The organism is Proteus terrae (assembly GCF_003144325.1).
Classification (GTDB): Bacteria; Pseudomonadota; Gammaproteobacteria; order Enterobacterales; family Enterobacteriaceae; genus Proteus; species Proteus terrae.
The window spans coordinates 42,112-58,754 of sequence record NZ_PENS01000017.1 but is presented as its reverse complement, the minus strand read 5'-3'; the positions used below and the strand labels follow the sequence as shown (position 1 = coordinate 58,754).

General features: G+C 34.3%; 18 protein-coding genes, 1 tRNA gene and 2 pseudogenes. 11 read left to right on the top strand and 10 right to left on the bottom strand.

Features of this window, described 5'->3' with window-relative positions; genetic code table 11:
- Window positions 1–184: 184 nt before the first annotated feature.
- Window positions 185–1,120 carry a 5'-nucleotidase gene (locus tag DK857_RS16350; protein ID WP_109393676.1) on the top strand — a complete coding sequence of 312 codons (936 nt, stop codon included), beginning with the start codon at window positions 185–187 and terminating at the stop codon, window positions 1,118–1,120.
- A 221-nt stretch (window positions 1,121–1,341) separates the two neighbouring features.
- Window positions 1,342–1,521 (top strand): hypothetical protein, encoded by a 180-nt coding sequence (locus tag DK857_RS16345; protein ID WP_109393677.1) that lies wholly within the window; start codon window positions 1,342–1,344, stop codon window positions 1,519–1,521.
- 148 nt (window positions 1,522–1,669) lie between these two features.
- Here the strand turns inward: DK857_RS16345 and DK857_RS16340 are convergent.
- Window positions 1,670–2,091: pseudogene (locus DK857_RS16340) on the bottom strand (DUF1543 domain-containing protein); the annotation flags it as partial.
- A gap of 161 nt (window positions 2,092–2,252) precedes the next feature.
- Here DK857_RS16340 and DK857_RS16335 point away from each other — a divergent pair.
- Entirely contained in the window at window positions 2,253–2,432 is a 180-nt protein-coding gene (locus DK857_RS16335) for a hypothetical protein (RefSeq protein WP_109402734.1), read from the top strand.
- A 260-nt stretch (window positions 2,433–2,692) separates the two neighbouring features.
- Window positions 2,693–3,049 (top strand): MmcQ/YjbR family DNA-binding protein, encoded by a 357-nt coding sequence (locus tag DK857_RS16330; RefSeq protein ID WP_109402733.1) that lies wholly within the window; start codon window positions 2,693–2,695, stop codon window positions 3,047–3,049.
- A gap of 206 nt (window positions 3,050–3,255) precedes the next feature.
- Here the strand turns inward: DK857_RS16330 and DK857_RS16325 are convergent, their stop codons facing one another.
- Window positions 3,256–3,837: a hypothetical protein gene (locus DK857_RS16325; protein ID WP_109402732.1), complete on the bottom strand. Its 582-nt coding sequence runs from the start codon at window positions 3,835–3,837 to the stop codon at window positions 3,256–3,258.
- A 140-nt stretch (window positions 3,838–3,977) separates the two neighbouring features.
- Window positions 3,978–4,498: pseudogene (locus DK857_RS16320) on the bottom strand (ClbS/DfsB family four-helix bundle protein).
- 336 nt (window positions 4,499–4,834) lie between these two features.
- Between DK857_RS16320 and DK857_RS16315 the strand changes: the two are divergent.
- Window positions 4,835–5,092 carry a hypothetical protein gene (locus DK857_RS16315; RefSeq protein ID WP_109402731.1) on the top strand — a complete coding sequence of 86 codons (258 nt, stop codon included), beginning with the start codon at window positions 4,835–4,837 and terminating at the stop codon, window positions 5,090–5,092.
- A gap of 32 nt (window positions 5,093–5,124) precedes the next feature.
- Window positions 5,125–5,382: a hypothetical protein gene (locus DK857_RS16310; protein ID WP_109402730.1), complete on the top strand. Its 258-nt coding sequence runs from the start codon at window positions 5,125–5,127 to the stop codon at window positions 5,380–5,382.
- 171 nt (window positions 5,383–5,553) lie between these two features.
- Here the strand turns inward: DK857_RS16310 and DK857_RS16305 are convergent.
- From DK857_RS16305 to DK857_RS16295, 3 genes are all read right to left on the bottom strand, one after another.
- Window positions 5,554–5,630, bottom strand: a tRNA-Pro gene (locus DK857_RS16305).
- 86 nt (window positions 5,631–5,716) lie between these two features.
- A complete protein-coding gene (yejM, locus tag DK857_RS16300) occupies window positions 5,717–7,453 on the bottom strand; it encodes an LPS biosynthesis-modulating metalloenzyme YejM (RefSeq protein ID WP_109393683.1) in 1,737 nt (578 codons plus the stop codon).
- Between the two features lie 26 nt (window positions 7,454–7,479).
- Window positions 7,480–7,707, bottom strand: a complete 228-nt coding sequence (locus DK857_RS16295; RefSeq protein WP_004247042.1) for a YejL family protein — start codon at window positions 7,705–7,707, stop codon at window positions 7,480–7,482.
- A gap of 155 nt (window positions 7,708–7,862) precedes the next feature.
- On the opposite strand from DK857_RS16295, the gene yejK reads away from it, so the two are divergent.
- Window positions 7,863–8,867: a nucleoid-associated protein YejK gene (yejK, locus tag DK857_RS16290; protein ID WP_099074944.1), complete on the top strand. Its 1,005-nt coding sequence runs from the start codon at window positions 7,863–7,865 to the stop codon at window positions 8,865–8,867.
- A gap of 83 nt (window positions 8,868–8,950) precedes the next feature.
- On the opposite strand, the gene rplY is transcribed toward yejK, so the two are convergent.
- Window positions 8,951–9,235: a 50S ribosomal protein L25 gene (rplY, locus tag DK857_RS16285; RefSeq protein ID WP_006537318.1), complete on the bottom strand. Its 285-nt coding sequence runs from the start codon at window positions 9,233–9,235 to the stop codon at window positions 8,951–8,953.
- Window positions 9,236–9,379: 144 nt separating this feature from the next.
- Window positions 9,380–11,143, bottom strand: coding sequence for a DEAD/DEAH box helicase (locus tag DK857_RS16280; protein WP_109402729.1), 1,764 nt, complete (start codon window positions 11,141–11,143; stop codon window positions 9,380–9,382).
- Window positions 11,144–11,325: 182 nt separating this feature from the next.
- Between DK857_RS16280 and rsuA the strand changes: the two genes are divergently transcribed.
- The 3 genes from rsuA (at window position 11,326) to DK857_RS16265 (ending at window position 14,119) form a co-directional block, all read left to right on the top strand.
- Window positions 11,326–12,030: a 16S rRNA pseudouridine(516) synthase RsuA gene (gene rsuA, locus DK857_RS16275; protein ID WP_109402728.1), complete on the top strand. Its 705-nt coding sequence runs from the start codon at window positions 11,326–11,328 to the stop codon at window positions 12,028–12,030.
- A 37-nt stretch (window positions 12,031–12,067) separates the two neighbouring features.
- Complete coding sequence (locus DK857_RS16270) at window positions 12,068–13,252, top strand: Bcr/CflA family multidrug efflux MFS transporter (RefSeq protein ID WP_228766740.1); 1,185 nt, start codon at window positions 12,068–12,070, stop codon at window positions 13,250–13,252.
- Window positions 13,253–13,771: 519 nt separating this feature from the next.
- Window positions 13,772–14,119, top strand: coding sequence for a YejG family protein (locus DK857_RS16265; RefSeq protein ID WP_109402727.1), 348 nt, complete (start codon window positions 13,772–13,774; stop codon window positions 14,117–14,119).
- A gap of 122 nt (window positions 14,120–14,241) precedes the next feature.
- Here the strand turns inward: DK857_RS16265 and mepS are convergent, their stop codons facing one another.
- Window positions 14,242–14,856: a bifunctional murein DD-endopeptidase/murein LD-carboxypeptidase gene (gene mepS, locus DK857_RS16260; RefSeq protein WP_098943463.1), complete on the bottom strand. Its 615-nt coding sequence runs from the start codon at window positions 14,854–14,856 to the stop codon at window positions 14,242–14,244.
- 340 nt (window positions 14,857–15,196) lie between these two features.
- Window positions 15,197–15,925, bottom strand: coding sequence for a phosphatase PAP2 family protein (locus DK857_RS16255; protein ID WP_109402750.1), 729 nt, complete (start codon window positions 15,923–15,925; stop codon window positions 15,197–15,199).
- Between the two features lie 345 nt (window positions 15,926–16,270).
- Here DK857_RS16255 and DK857_RS16250 point away from each other — a divergent pair, with 345 nt between their 5' ends.
- A complete protein-coding gene (locus DK857_RS16250; protein ID WP_109393687.1) occupies window positions 16,271–16,582 on the top strand; it encodes a hypothetical protein in 312 nt (103 codons plus the stop codon).
- Window positions 16,583–16,643 lie beyond the last annotated feature (61 nt).

Genomic DNA, 16,643 nt, shown 5'->3' with positions numbered 1-16,643 from the left:
ATATGCTCTAAATGCAAATGATAATTAATATCATTTATTGGTGATGTATAATTTGATGATAAATGCTCATGAGTAGGTAAATAGCATTATTTTGTCTACATTTTTGTGTACAAGTTTCTCATCTTCAGTCTCTTGAAAGAGTGATATTATGAATAATAAAAGGAACTAATAGGAAATTTTTGCGATGGCGTATGATTTGACGAAGAGATTGGTTATAGGGCTTTCTTCTAGTGCATTATTTGATTTACAAGAATCAGATAATATTTTTCGCACGCAAGGGGAGGAAGCCTATCGAAAGTATCAACATAAAATGCAGGATATGCCTTTGAATAAAGGCGTTGCATTTCCTTTTATTAGTCGCCTTTTGAAACTAAATAATATTAGACCTGACGATCCTCTAGTTGAAGTTATTTTGTTATCCAGAAATGATCCCGACACTGGATTAAGAGTGATGAATTCTATTGAACATTATAACTTGGGGATCACCCGAGCTGTATTTCTTCAAGGAAAATCACCTCATATTTATATCCCAGCATTTGATATTGAGTTATTTTTATCTGCTGATCATGATGATGTTTTACAAGCGATTAATGCAAATTATCCAGCAGGGCAGATATTAGCCGGTCATGTTAATGATGATGATGCTGATGAATTAAGAATTGCTTTCGACTTTGATGGTGTGATTGCTGATGATGAAGCGGAGGTTATTTATAAAACTTCAGGCGAGTTATCTCAATTTCATAACCATGAAGCCAAAATGGTTGATGTACCTCATAACCCTGGGCCATTAAAAAAATTCTTACTGCGTATTTCTGACATTCAAAAATTGGAATTAGAGAAAGTAAAACAAGATCCTACTTATATTCCATTACTTAAGATCTCTATTGTTACTGCGCGCAATGCACCATCTCATAAACGTGTTATTAACACGATGAGAGCATGGGGAATTTCTGTCAATGAAGCTTTTTTTATGGGTGGAGTAGAGAAAGCCAATGTTCTGAGAATTTTAAAACCACATATATTCTTTGATGACCAAAAGCTGCATTTAAAATCATCATCTGAATTACCTTCGGTACATATTCCTTTTGGAATAGCTAATAAGAGTGTTGATAATAAATAAGATGATTTTAATAAATTGAGTGTCTGGTATATATAGCATACACTTAATTTTTCTTTTGTCTAATTATGTTTTTAATTCGTTTTAAATAATAAAATCGCTCAATACTGGATCTATTTTATAAGAGTGGTATGGTGTTAAATAATTACTGAAAATTATAAATTTAAAATATTTATAATTAATTTAAAGAGGTTGAAAATTTAATTTAAATAAGGAAAATTGAAGTGGATAATAATCATAAATTTTTTTCTGACGATGTGTGCCCTAAAACTGCATTATATGGCCAATTTTATGGTGATAATCACTATGCTGGTCGAGATTATGAGCGGAAAATATATTTTGGGAATAAATTCCCAAAAACAAAGAAAGGTTTTTATTTTAAAAAATTAATGAATTTTAAATAATAAAAATAACAAGCAAATCTAATAGAGTCATTTTAAATAGAGATATCAATGTGACTTAAACTGATATATAAATTTAAAAATAAATTGATGATTGCGTAACTAATATAATTTACTACGCTGAAAAATAACAGCACAGTAAAATTTATTATTAAATCTTTTCAATACCAATAGGTTGATAACCTTGCCATAAAGGTTTGAAATGTTTATCTGAATTATTTGGTATTAGATGAATGTAAAAATCACCGATTTTGCTCAATAAAACGCAATCATCAACATCTTTCAGATTGTCTTTATGTGTTGTTGCTGACTATCTACTAAAAATGTTGCAATAGCTCTCTCTCTTTAGCTTCATTCGCTGATTTAGCAACAAATAAATCAAACTCATGTAATTGAGCTAGATTTGATGGGGGATAGCCGATAGCCTTCCACATTAACAAAATATAAGTTACAGCAACTATCGCTAGGTTTATCATTAAGAGTAATATTAAATCCATCAACCCAAGTGATTTCTGCATAACCATCAAGATGTATTTTGCCTTTATCTCCAAACCATGCTTCTCTTAATGCAGGTCAAGCATCTGTGGGTTTTTTCTGTTGTTATCGATATATTATTCATTATACAACCGTATTGAGAACAAGTATAAAAATGAAGATGATTAATTTTATGAACTAAATTATTTATTTTTACTCTAAATATATGTTATTAATTTAAAATATTATTTGGAGTAGATATGAGATTACTTATGCTTTTGAGTGTTTTTTTTATTTCTGCTTGCTCATCAACTGGAGTAATAGAATCTCAAGAAAGTAGAAGTCATAAAGAAGATCCATATTCTGATAGCACATTAAATAGTATTAAGGCTAATCAGAATATTTATATTGAGCAGCAACGTAGTAAAGGAAAGTTTTAATCTGTTAAAATAAATGATTACTTTTTGGGCCACCTAAGTGGCCTTTTTATATGCAGAAATATAAAATATGGCAATGTTAATCAGAATTTTTTCAATTTCCTGTGTAAGAATAAGGTACGTATTCTTATTGTAATTGAGGGTATTGAATAATAACTCTATAAAAAATAGTAAAAATAAAAAAGAGAAAACAAAAAATTAATAGAATCTTAAGGTATATGGAGCTATATTTATATTCAGATAATTTATGAGATGAGGCTGTAATGAATAGAAAAGAATTAATTAATTATATTAAAGAAAACTATAATGTAGAGCCGGAGTGTTTATGGACTAAATATCCAAATTATATAGTTTTTAGGCATAATGGTAATTCGAAGTGGTTCGCAGCTATAATGGATGTTCTAGAAAGTAAATTATCTGATATTGGTAGTAGCGATATAGTCGATATTATAAATTTAAAAGTTATGCCAAATCTAACGGGATCATTACGATTGAAAAAAGGAGTATACCCAGCTTACCATATGAATAAAGAGCATTGGGTTTCTATTAGCTTCTCATCTGAATTTGATGATAGCGAATTAAAATCTTTGATTGCTGAAAGCTATAATTTGACACAATAAATTAATAATTTTATTAATATAGTTTACTCAATTTTTAAACAGTTTCTAACTATATGAGTTAAGCTATTACCATAGCTTCTTTCATATATGTCTTTATTGATTTTTATCTGATATTAGTCATTTTAAATGTACTTACATTCTTTTTGAGTAAGCCTCTGAGAATGTAAAAATCGGTGAGTATATAAATTAGCTTGTTAAAAAACGACTTAATTATAATTAGAAAAAGCCTTTCTAATCATAATAATAGTTACTGCCCCCAAGAATATAATAAAGAAAATAAGTGAACTAAATATTAAAAAATTAATATCGTTTTTTTTAAATATCAACATTATCAATAATAAGAACAGAGAAAGTAAAAAGAATTTTTTATTACTATTAATCATGCAATATACGTAAGAAACTAAAATAGATACTAAGAGAAAAGTAAAATAGGCAATAAGTAAAGCAACGAATTCTAGGCTGTTAAAAAAATTAGAAGGTATTTCTTCTTCGTGGAATATTATTGTTAGCACGATAGCGGTTGCTATAAAACTCATTAAATTAAAGATTAAAATAACAAATTTATTAGTATATAAAAATGACAGTTGCTTAAAATAAATAACTTTTATAAAAATCTCTAAAGAAGATATCAATACGATAATACTGATAAAAAAAATAGCAGAAGAAGTTGCTAACCAAATAATATCATCATAGCCAAATGTAGATATACTGAGATAGAGCGATATCACCAAAGATAATACTGGGGATATAAATGTTAACAACTTCTTCTTTTCTTGTTTGTCATTCATATTCCTATCCATCATAAAAACAACCAGATATCAATTAGGCATTAGAGTTTGATAACCGAGTAATTGTACAAGTAGCTCGGTTCCATTGGATATCGACACTACTCTGTTTTCAAATACTGAGTGTAATTTGAGGCTGATACTTACTTTAAATTGATATTATTATTTTTTGCCCACTTTCTTAATCTTCCATTAGCGTTAGCATAAGGGGAAGATGTATTAAATGATATCATCCGACCCATTGTCCATTTTTTGTACCATGGTTTACCATACAAAATATCATCTGTTCGTTCATTAATAAGCTTCACAATTTTATTTTTTACAGTCTGAAGTTCTCAGTTACTAGCGAGTCATAATTTAGCTCTCTGTAATCTGAGTAAAATTTTTGAGCGAGAAGACCAAGTTGATTCCACTTATAACCCGTATCTGGAAAATCGATAGGTAGACCTTTGGCATCCGATGTGATCCATTTTACAACAAGAGCATTCCACCCGAGCAAATACGAAACAAGATCACGAACACTCATCTCTGTTCCTTTGGCGTGCCCATCCATTGAGTGTTCTGAAGTGATTTCTGCTGGGATTATATTAAGGTAACTAATTAATTTATTGAAATTTTTATCAATAGCCAAGAGTAATTCAACTTTTGTTTGTGGTACGCTCATAAGGAATTCCATCTCATTAAAATAGAGAAACCATAAGGGATGTATAGTGTTTGAAAACAAATTAATTATGTACTATCTACCACAATATGGGAAAGACTCTTTTATAAACAGTGTAACCGTTGATTTTTTAATAAAATTAGATCTCTATTTTTAAATAGTGGGTAAATAATAATCGGTATATAGCCGAAGAATGGATAAAGACTGTAATTAAAAGAGCAGAAATAAAAGAAAATTTTATAAATTCTCTATATTTAACTTATGTTGTGCGTAATTACTAAAATACACTCTAAATAGATAATTGTAGAAAATAAAAGGATTTGTAATGGAAAAAGTGAGTTGTACCAAGTTTTCCAAAAAATAGAAAATGACATTGATAACAATGCTGATTCAGGAAACGCTTTAAAGTTATTTGAAGTGTATAATGAAACGGCATTTTGGGTAGAAGTCGAAGCAAATGAATCCATAACATCAAAAATTAAGTTATCAATTTATGAGACTGAAGGTGAGAATAGACCATTTCTCAATGCCTATATAGCAGATCCTGATTCAGAATTTCCTCCTGAGGACATAAAAAATTTAAGAATAATGAATTAACCACGTTTCGTAAGCTCACTGGCTTTGACATTATGTTCTTTAGGGCATCATCTGTTCCATTTGATTTAATGGTAATAGAAAATGAAGATGAAATGTTTCCAATTACTGGGGAGATGTTTGATGCTTATGCAACTTACATTATGAATGCCAACTCTTCGGAACATAATGATAAGGTTAAAGCTATTTCTGCTAAGTCTAAATTAATTGAGAAAGGTGGGCCATCCATTCTTATTTGGCTTCTACTAGCTGTCATATTTCTATTGATAGTATTTTCTTTATTTGTTTTATAAACTTAGCTAATGATTTAAACAAATTTCTAGTATAGAAACAGGGCGAGAATTGAGCTTTAACTAGGGTAAATCTGATGGGGGTTTTACCAGAGTTTTACCCCAGTTTTACCCCTCGTAAATTTCAGACATAAAAAAAACCAACCGTAAGTGGTTGGTTTTTCTAAAGAATTTTGGTCGGCATGATAGGATTTGAACCTACGACCCCCGACACCCCATGACGGTGCGCTACCAGGCTGCGCTACATGCCGTTTGTGCCCTGTATATTACTGTTTTTGAGTGCTAAAGCAACCCTTAGCTGATTAAGTGACGTAATTTTGTGCGTCACTTAATAGCGTTAGCGTTCAATAAAACGCTTCTGTTCAGCCAGAACTTGCAGTAATAATTTTAAATCAGGTTTTGCAGAACTGATCTCTTGTCCTGATTTATCAAATAAAGCGTATCGACCATGCTTATCTATCAACAAAGTATTATCTTGTAAAAAGACTACGAATGCCTCTTCATCACCTGTGAAAATCCATGGATGATTACGAGTGCTTGCAAATAAATCTTCACCTTGTGAATAGTTGTCTGCTGGACTAATGACATGTAAAACATGCTGCATCAAGGTTGTCATAACATCTTGATGGCTTGTCATTCGATCAATAACCTGCGGCGTCATATTTGGCCAGTGTATCATTAATGGCACCTGTGACTGGCTTAAATTAAAGGTGGTCTTATCTGACAGCCATTGATTAATTTGCTTCTTATTATTGTCTTGATGATAGTTAGAAGTGACAACCACAACAGTATTATCTAGCACTTTGGTTTCTTGTAATGTCTTAAATATTGTCTCTAATTGATCATTTAATGTGGCACGTTGAGACGCATTATTGGTATGACCATTAATTTGTAAGAAGGAGAACCAAGGTGTTGTTTGGTTGTTTTTGACTAACCAATTACTCCAACTATCAATAGTGGCATTATTATTACCACTGCGTGACGTTGGGAGGGAGAAATCTGATAGCACAGCTTGTTTAAACAGTGGTGTTTGGAAACCATTCGTTGAAAACATGGCTAATTGATAGTTTCGATAACTTAACGCATCGAAAAGTGCAGAGTTCTTTCTGCTACTTAATACACTGTCTAAATAAGAAGGTGAAATACCATAAAATAGCCCAAATAATGCAGTATCATTATTAATACCTGATGAATAATGACGCGAAAAATAAAGGTTATTTTGTGCAAATTGTTGCAAGCTTGGCAATTCAGGCACTTCTTCAGTCCCTAAACCATCAACCACCACCACCAGCAAGTTATAAGAATAGGTATCCTTGGCATAGATTAACGGAGCAAGAGGATAGGTGATACCTTGTGCTGCTGGATTACCTTCACTGATAACACGTTGCTCATATTCTGATTGATTAATAAAACCGTGGCGCTCAAGGAATTTACGCGCTGTCATTGGATAGGATAACGGCAAATTAGCACGTTGCATGGTGATTGGGCGATAAAAGTTAGCGTCAGCCCAAATTGACATAGAGTGGGATACTATAAAGCAAGTAATAAAGACACCTGCTAATGGTTTACCCCAGCGTTGGCGGTTTAAACTGCGTAATTTTTGCCAACTCCATGTTGCAAAAAGCATTTCAATCAGAAAAATGATGGGGATGCCAATGAAAATAAGTTGCCATTCGCGCGCCATTTCACCTTCATCTGGGTTAATCACGAGATCCCAAACAAGTTGAGTCAAATGGAGTTGAAATTGCTGGTAAACGGCGATATCAAAAATAAGGATAGTTAATCCTGCACTGGCAAGGGCACAGGAAATAACTCTAAGTAGCCGTTGAGAAACAGCGACAAAGGTGAGAGGGAAAAGGATGAGTATATAGATAGCAAAGACAATAAAACTAAAATGTCCCATCCAACTCACAATAGCGTAAAAACGACCAGCAAAAGTTGCAGGCCAATCAGAAATAAACAGGTAACGGCTTCCAAGCAGTAAGCTTAGAATAATATTAAATAGCGCAAACCAGTGACCCCAACTGATCATTTGGGATACTTTTTCACGATAGGACTGAGGTCTCGTTACCATGTCTATAAATAATTTTTCTATGTTTATTAGTGAATATTGCCTTCATCAATTGAAGCACGCAATGCGTGAACAAAAGAGTCAGCAATCAGCATTCGTTGAGCAGGGGCAATACTTGTATTAATTAAGTTTGTCACCATGTTCCCCAACACCATCAAAGAAAGATCTGTAGGAGTATGATGTTTTTCAAGAACGCTGACAAGTTCTGCAAGTAATTGCTCAACTTGTTCATCACTATAACGGGATTTTTGTGGCATAAAATCTGAATTCCTACTAAATGAATAAAACGCTATATATTACCGTATTACTAGGGCTTTTTCCGCTATTAAATTAATTAATTTTCCCTTGATACTGAAAGTAGGGAGTGTTTGAATACGCGCACGAGAAAGAGACGCAATAGAAGAGGACGACCATGAGTCTAGATATTAACCAATTAGTTTTGCATCAACTTATTAAGCGAGATGAGCAGACATTAGAAGTTGTGCTACGTGATTCACTCTTAGAAATTGAACCTGTTGTTCAGGAAATGATTGAAGAGTTACATCGTGTATACAGTGCAAAAAGTAAAGCTTATGGTCTGTTTAATGAAGAAAGTGAATTAGCAGAAGCGCTGCGTTTACAACGTAAAGGTGAAGAGAACTTTTTAGGTTTTTCACGAGCAGCAACGGTGAGACTAAAAGATGAATTAGCAAAATACCCTTTTGCAGAAGGTGGTACCGTTCTATTTTGTCATTATCGCTATTTAGCGGTGGATTACCTTTTAATTGCTGTACTGAGTAGTTGTAACAGTATGTGGGTAAACGACAGTCTAGATGTGTCATCAACACGTTATTTAGATATTCCTCATGCAGATATTATTGCTCGTATCGATTTAACTGAGTGGGAAACCGCTCCCGACTCTTTACGTTATTTAACGTTTTTAAAAGGTCGAGTTGGACGTAAAGTCTCTGATTTCTTTATGGACTTTTTAGGTGCGCAAGAAGGTTTAAACGCCAAAGTTCAGAATAAAGGCTTATTACAAGCAGTTGATGATTTCTGCGAAGCTTCAGAAATGGGCAAACAAGAGCGTCAAACTTGTCGTGAGCAAGTATATAGCTACTGTAATGAGCAATTACAATCTGGCGAAGAAATTGCCTTAACGGAGCTTGCTGAAGAATTACCGTCTCTAGGCGACCAAAACTTCGCTCAATTTACTGAAGAAAAAGGCTATGAATTAGCTGAAACATTTCCAGCAGATCGCAGTACATTACGTCAACTGATGAAGTATTCAGGAAGTGGTGGTGGATTAACTGTGAATTTTGATGCGAAATTATTAGGGGAGAGAATATTCTGGGATCCAGCAACAGATACGCTCACCATTAAAGGAACACCACCTAATTTACGTGATCAGCTACAACGCAGAGCATCAGAAAAATAATTAAGTAGTAGAAACAAATAACGCCACATTAAGTGGCGTTATATGCTCGGCGTCCCGAAAAATAAAGCTCGAAGGGTGGCTTATTAAGCGCGCAGGAAGTCGATATGAGTAATTTTTGGCTTATACTCGTGACGTTGCACTGCTTTAACTTTAACTTTAGTTTCTTTGCCATCGATAACCAGGTTTACGAAATCTGAATAGAATTCTGATTTGTGTTCTTGGTTGATAACTTCGTTGTGATCTAAATCGATAGCGATTGGCTCTTCATTTCCGCCATAAACGATAGCAGGAAAACGGTTAGCCACACGCAGGCGGCGGCTCGCACCCTTACCCTGCTCTTTACGTACAGTTGCATTAATAGTTAACATCTTTTTTCTCTTATGAAAAAGAAAGAAAATACATACTTGTTACAGGCGACCCAGCAACAAGCTCGAGATTTGGTTTATCTAAAAATAGATAAAGCGGGGCGCATTTTAACGAAAAAGTCCTCTAACAGCAAATATAAATCCAGATTAATACAAGGTGTCTGCTTTTCGATAGCGGCCAGTATAGTCAAAAATCTTATTTCTTATCTTCCAGAAGCTCTCTTTTTTACCTTTATGAGCCACAATAAAGTCAGGGTGACGCAACAAATCAAATTGCTTAATAATATCGTTGGCATTATGCCAAACAAAAGGAACGCCTGGTGCGCGTTGATGTTCACGTAAAAATTTTAATTCAAATACTTTTCGTTGAGCGGGGGTTGTTAGTCGAAAACGTTCAGAGACGGAGGTGCCTTCTTCATCGTAATAATTAATTTCTAACCATTCACCTTTAACATCATTTCCCGATTTAAATTGCATTCCACCACAACGTAAGACTAATGCTCCTTTGAGTTTTAATGCTGCTTTGAGCATATCATCAGGATCAACTAAGATCTCATCACAATGAACACAGCGACGTGCTGCAATATCATTTTCCTCATTGCAATGAGGGCACAATTTAAAGCGAAAACGAAATTCACACTGTTGTTTTTGCCCTTGTTCATTGAGTTCCCAACCTTGGCAACGGCGACCATAATGTTCAATGATATCGCCATCAGCATCTACAATGCCCCAAAATGTGTTGGCAAATTGGCAAATAGGACAGAAAACTTGTACCGGCTTACTATTCGGATTGGGTTTTTTAGTACCGACTTCGGGTAGATAGAGATCGTGAGGGTTACCTGCATAATCTAAAATCAGGCATTCTGTTTTTCCTGCAAATAATCTTAATCCTCGTCCTACAATTTGCTGGTATAAACTAACAGACTCAGTGGGGCGTAAGATAGCGATTAAATCAACATGAGGTGCATCGAAACCTGTTGTTAGCACGGCAACATTAACCATATAACGTAATTGTTGCTGTTTAAAACGGGAAATAAGATAGTCACGTTCAGAAGAGGGGGTATCAGCACTGACTAATGCTGCTTCATCTTGTGGTAAAAGAGAAAGGATCTCTTTTGCATGTTCAACCGTTGCCGCAAATATCATTACACCTCGGCAACTTTGTGCATATTCAATAATTTGAGCAACAATATGAGGTGTGATGCGTTTTTGTCTCTTTATTTCTCGGTTTAGATCTTCTTCATTAAATATCCCATTTTGACTTGTTCTTACTTGGCTAAAGTCATATTGCAAAATAGGCATATCTAGGCGAGTTGGCGGAACTAAAAAATGATTGTTTATCATATAGCGTAAAGGCAATTCATAAATGCAATCACGAAAAAAGCAATCTTCATCACCTCTGATCATACCGTGATAATGATATTGATAAATCCAGCCTGTAGGTAAACGATAAGGTGTTGCAGTTAATCCTAAGATCCGTAATTGTGGATTAATGGATTGTAATTGTTTAATGACTTGCTGATATTGGCTATCTTCAGACAAACTAATGCGATGGCATTCATCAATAATAAGAAGAGAAAAAGTATCACTAAATTGCGATAAATTACGGGCAACAGATTGAACACTGCCGAAAACTACTTTTCCGCTACTCTCTTTTTGTTGTAAGCCCGCAGCAAAAATATCCGCAGATAGACCATAAGCCTCATATTTGCTATGGTTCTGCTCTACTAATTCTTTTACGTGTGCTAAAACCAAGACACGTCCGCGCGCTCTTTTAGCTAGTTCAGCAATCACTAAACTTTTTCCTGCGCCAGTAGGTAATACAATCACCGCAGGTGTATTGTGTTGGCGAAAATAAGAGATTGTCGCGTTAACAGCGTCAAGTTGATAAGGTCTGAGTGTAAAAGCCATAACTCTACATAAGAAATCAAACGGGGCGTCAGCGTAACATTTTTTTATAAGTAGCGCGAATAAGGGAGGAGTAAAGGGCGTGATAGTTTATTTATAAATTAATTAGTTGTTTTATTGTTAATATTCATTTTTAATAGATACCATCATATCAGATGGTATTCTTCCATTTTTCAGAGAAATTCATGCGATTAGATAAATTTTTGTCCCAGCAATTGGGTATTAGCCGTAGCTTGATCCTTCGTGAATTAAGAGCAGGGCTTGTAACAATTGATGGCGAAATGGTGAAAAGCGGTTCAACCAAAATTGCGCCAGAGCAAGAAGTAGCTTACGACGGTAATGTCTTAACTCAAATTTTAGGGCCTCGTTACTTTATGTTGAATAAGCCAATCGGCTATGTGTGTTCAACAGACGATCCTGTTAATCCAACTATTCTTTATTTTATTGATGAACCGTTGGCTCATAAGTTACATGCAGCTGGGCGTTTAGATATTGATACAACCGGGCTTGTTTTATTAACAGATAATGGTCAATGGTCACACCGTATTACAGCGCCAAAACATCACTGTGAGAAAACTTATTTGGTTACGCTAGAAGAGCCAATTGCAGAAGGTGTCGCTGAACAATTCCAAAAAGGTGTTCAACTTAACGGTGAAAAAGATCTAACAAAACCAGCCACGTTAGAAATTATTACACCAACAGAAGTCAAACTTACTATTAGTGAAGGTAAATACCACCAAGTAAAACGTATGTTTGCAGCAGTGGGTAATCATGTAAGTGCTTTACATCGTGAGCGTATTGGGGATATCTCATTAGATGAGACTTTAGCTGAGGGCGAATATCGTCCATTAACAGAAGAAGAGATCAACAGCATTCACCTACCTCAATAATTATTATTTATCCTGTCGTTTTTGGGAGTTTATCTGCGTGCAACAGCAACGTTCGTCGTACCTTAGTCTCATTTTAATACTGGGACTTATTTCCATGCTTATGCCATTGGCTATAGATATGTATTTGCCAAGTTTACCCACTATCGCGCAAGATTTTGGTGTGCCCAGTGGCAAAGTGCAAATGACATTAAGTATCTATATTTTTGGTTTTGCTATTGGGCAATTAGTCTATGGTCCTATGGCTGATAGTTTGGGACGTAAGCCTGTCATTTTGGGCGGCGTGATTGTTTTTGCTTTTGCCTCTAGTGCATGTGCATTATCTGAATCAATAGATATGCTAATTGGTATGCGTTTTTTACATGGTTTTGCAGCAGCTGCGGCAAGTGTTGTGATTAACGCATTGATGAGAGACATGTTCTCTAGAGATGATTTCTCTAGAAGTATGTCTTTTGTTGCACTTGTTATGACCATCGCACCTTTATTAGCGCCACTATTAGGTGCTTGGGTGATGAACTGGTTTTCATGGCATGCTATTTTTTGGAGTATTGCGATAGCTGCTGTGATTGCATCTGCATTAATTGCTTTTTATATTCCAGAAACCTTGCCAAAAGAGCGTCGTCAACGCTTTAGCTTAAGAGTGACATTTAGCCAATTTATTAGTCTGTTTAGAACACGTCGTGTCCTTTGTTATATTTTGGCTTCAGGATTTTCTTTTGCTGGCATGTTTTCATTCCTTAGTGCTGGCCCTTTTGTCTATATCGAATTACATGGCATTCCATTTGATCAGTTTGGATTATATTTTGGCTTTAATATCATCTTCTTAATTGTAATGACAAGCATCAATGGGCGATATGTTCGCCGATTTGGTGCATTGAAGATGTTGCGCCTAGGCTTAACGATTCAATGTGTTATGGGGATCTTTTTATTGCTGGTGGTCGCTCTTAATTTACATTTCTATTTCCTTGTTGTGGGTGTAGCAATGTATGTGGGTGGGATTGCGATGATAACATCGAATGCGATGGCTGTTATTCTTGATGACTATCCTCATATGGCGGGGACGGTTTCTTCTCTTGCTGGAACAGTTCGTTTTGGTGTAGGTGCTTTAGTAGGAACAGCTATTGCTATGTTACCAGCAAAATCAGAATGGCCAATGGTAAGCTCTATGGCATTTTGTGTATTGTTTGCTATGGGTTTCATCTTACTTGCACGTCGTTATAAATAAGAATATCACGCTATAAATAACAGAAATTTATAGCGTGCTCCTCTTTTTCTGCCTCTGTTTCCTCTAAAAACACCACATTTTCCTCTGCTGTATTTCATGAATCGTTTCAAATTAGTGTGATTTTTTGATTTGAATCAATACTTGATGTTGTTATTTTGTTAAATTGAGTAAAATTTATTTTAATAATCATCTATTATTGTTTTGTTGATATGAAGTATCGTGATAAAAATTGATGGATTGTTTTACTTGAATGCGTAATATTTTATACAATTATTTTATATGGTTGATAAAATGTTAAATAAATGAAAGAATAATTGAAGAGATTAAGCATCACAGGTATGAATACCTGTAAATACTAAACTAAATGAATGGTTTGATACGTCTCTTCGCTTTCTTGTAAAATAATTGTAACAATTGTATTCTATAGTTAACAAAGTTCTAATATGCGTGTGAGCAAGTCAGTTCAAACTCGTATTGATGATGTATTAAATTAACGTGTTGATGAAACAGGATTGATTTGTGGATAATGTACAACTTTCGGTAGTTCATAAGCTGCCGCTGAGTTATCGGTGGCTAGCAGGCTTTACGGGCACAAGAGTAGAAATACTGCCTGAAAATGATGCTGGAAAGCAAAATACGCTGATTGGCTTAAAGTTGTTAAGTCATGATGGTATGACACTGGGTGAAGCAATACAGAATTTGCGTCAGTATCTGAGTAATCTTCATATTGAGAGCGTTGTGATTGAATGGGATGGCGCTCCTTGCCTTTTCCTTCATAGTGACGATGAATGTGCTGCTTTATGTTGCTTAAAAAATGCTGGTGTCGCTATTGCTGAGCCATTTCCAACGGCATATTCTTATTTATAACACTTACTTAATGTTATAAAACCAACGAAGCCATTGTGTGGTTTAAGTATGATAAAGAATATAAAAAAAAGCCTCATTAATTAATGAGGCTTTTTTATTGCATTAAGATATAAGGGAATTAATTATCTTAATACATTTTGCGAAAGGTTGTTTTCAACAAGTGCGGCATCATTATTTTCTATAACACGTCTTGCTGCATAAAAACGTTTATTCCAGTAGGTATTAGACATTTCAGACACTGTTACACCATTGCTGGTGGATGCATGTACAAATTTATCATTACCGATGTAAATTCCAACATGGCGCATAGTACGGCCTGTTTTGAATAGAACGAGATCGCCTGCTTGTAATTTTGATTTATTAACCTGAGTACCAGAGAATTGTTGGTCTGAGGTTGAGCGAGGGAGTTCTACACCGAATTGGTCAATAAAGGTTCTTTGAACAAAGGCAGAACAATCGATGCCTTTTTTAGTGTCTCCACCTAAACGATAAGCGACGCCTTTCCAGTCTGCATATTGGTCAAGTATCTTAGATTTTATATCGAGATTCTTCACCAATGATTCAAATTCATCTTGTGATGCTTGGGAAATAGATGTGCTTGATGATGTATTAAGTGGGGTGGTGCTTGAATTCGCTAAGCGTGAATTTGCGTTCTGTGAGCTACATGCCGATAGCGTAGCTACAACAATGAACGCCGGTATGAGCTTAAGCATTCTCATATACGGTTTTGTTCTCATTGTGACAGATTTCCCTTACATCCTTACGTGCAGAAGTGCACCTGAATTATTCACCAAATAACCAGAGAATATAGTGTAATTTAACTCTGGCAACCTTATTTCGCGAAAAACGTGCTCTAAAGCACGTAAATATCCACATTAAACAATAAATAATGAGGAAACCACAAAAGTGTACAGAAATAGGGACTAAATGGCGAGAGAAAAGAAGCTTAATTTACAAAACATTAGATAATAAAGTGCTAATACTTAAAATAGATCTCATTTTGTCATAATAATATCATTTAACTGTCAAAAAATGACCAAAAGAATAAGTGCAAATATCACACTTATTCTCTTTTAATTAATTAGGTGAGTTTTCTTTTTTATTTTTAAAAGGAAGGGTCTTTTCCAGTTTCCTAATAATAGCATCAGATAATGGTGTTATTAATAACCAACTTGTGGCGATCAACGTTAAAGAAACAGAGCCCACTAAGATATCAGAAGCCCAGTGTGCCCCCGCCATAACACGCGGTAGTGAGAATACAACGGTAATAAGAAGTGCGCATAAAAAAGAGCGAAATGATAGATAACGTAATATAAAACTACAAAAGACAAGTAGCATTAAGCCGTGATCACCAGGAAAGCTGTCACCTGAGGCATCTTTTGTCGGAATACCGGTCACAATACCTACCCTATGTACATTTTCAAAATGAAGTGTCGGACTGGGTCTTTCAATTGGAATATTTTGTCCAATTTGATTGATGAGTACGGCACTAATTACCATCACTAATCCTACAATTATAAGATGGCGTTTGCCCCTATAATCTTTCTTACGAAATGTATGGTAATAAAGTGCACCCATTGCCAATAAAATAACTAAATCAAACTTTCTGTTATTGATATAAGCAACAAAAGTCGCAAAAAAACTATCAGGTAACAGGTGCTGATTAAAAAAATAAAAAATCTGAGTATCAATTGATAGCCAGATTCCATGCTGTGCAGGAAGATACCAAGAGAGAAAAATAATTAATCCTGTGAGATTAAGTAAAAAAATAACAAGTGCTTTTTGGCGAAAATTAGAAAGTTTCATAGTAATAAAATGGCAAGTTTTAAGTTTTTTTGTGATGCTTGTCACAAAAATTCAAAGTTTAATGATAGGACTATAGTCAAAATAAAAAAATATATCTTTGCAATTTATCGCTTAAGTGGATGTTATTTTTTTGTTTCTTTTTTGTTGTACCTAGTTAATCTCTACTTAACCTAAATTTTAGGTGTTTTTTTTCAATAGTCGTAATTTGAGTAATTTATAATTGTTTTCTATTCTTTAATTAAAGATAAAAGTTAAATAAAAAAAGTTACAGGCCGATATTAGTTATGTCTTTCATAACATATTGGCTTGTGACTCCTTACACTCCAATAACAAAGGAGATTCAAAATGAAAAAGATATATATTACAGCTATATGCTTATCTTTATTATTTAGCATTCCATCTTTTAGTAAAGAAAATAAAGTTATCGGCTCTGGAACTATCACTTTTGTTGGTGCAATTGTTGAGGGCAATTGTTTAATGGATACAGATAAAAACACTTTTAAAACAAGTTGTTGGAACGGTAGTGAAATGCAAGAATCTCAATATCAGTTAGAAAGGAATAAGCACTTTAGCTCTAAATTGATTAACAATAAAGGTTCTATGAATATTAAATGGATAAATGATCATTTAGCTATAATGAATGTTGTTTATAACTAAATTTTCATTTTTAAATAATAAAAATTATAGAGTTAATTAAATATTTTTTAATGCTTCTCTA